The sequence below is a fragment of the Marinimicrobium sp. UBA4509 genome (assembly GCF_002388575.1).
Taxonomy (GTDB): domain Bacteria; phylum Pseudomonadota; class Gammaproteobacteria; order Pseudomonadales; family Cellvibrionaceae; genus Marinimicrobium; species Marinimicrobium koreense.
On the sequence record NZ_DGMV01000050.1, the window covers coordinates 185,241 to 185,792 of the forward strand.

Sequence of the window (552 nt, forward strand, 5' to 3'; positions counted from 1 at the left end):
CCCCGCCAGGCCCGGCTCGCCTTTGGTGGCCCGGCGCCCACCGGTGACGCTACTGACGTCCAGGGGCTTGAGTCGCTTGGCGCGCAACTGACTGCGCACCTGGCGCTCGGAGTCTCCCTCGAGAATGCCTTTGACCGTTTTACCGGCCTCATTCAATGCTTGATAACTGTAGGCACCCATGGCGTATCGTCTCGCGGTTACGTCGGCTAGCTGGCGGTGGTGACCCGGAGCACTTCCTCCAGGCTGGTCACCCCGTCGAGCACGCACTGGCGACCATCATCACTGATGGACGGACTGTTCTTGCGCGCCTCGGCAATCAGTTCGTGTTCACCGGCCTGTTCGTGGATCAGGTGACGCATCCGCTCATTGATTTCAATCAGCTCGTAGATCCCTTTACGACCCCGATAACCCATGTTGTTGCACTGCTTGCAGCCCACCGGTTTGTAGATGGTGGCTCCCTCAGGCAGATTCATCAGTTCCCGCTCCGCCTGATCGGCCTGATGGGGCTCCCGGCAGGCCTGACACAGTTTGCGCACCAGGCGCTGGGCCATG

2 pseudogenes are annotated in these 552 nt (G+C 61.8%); both read right to left on the minus strand.

Features of this window, described 5'->3' with window-relative positions:
• Positions 1-180 (minus strand): annotated as a pseudogene (locus tag B3520_RS08890) (type II secretion system protein GspF); the annotation flags it as partial.
• 26 nt (positions 181-206) lie between these two features.
• Positions 207-552 (minus strand): annotated as a pseudogene (locus tag B3520_RS08895) (type II secretion system protein GspE); the annotation flags it as partial.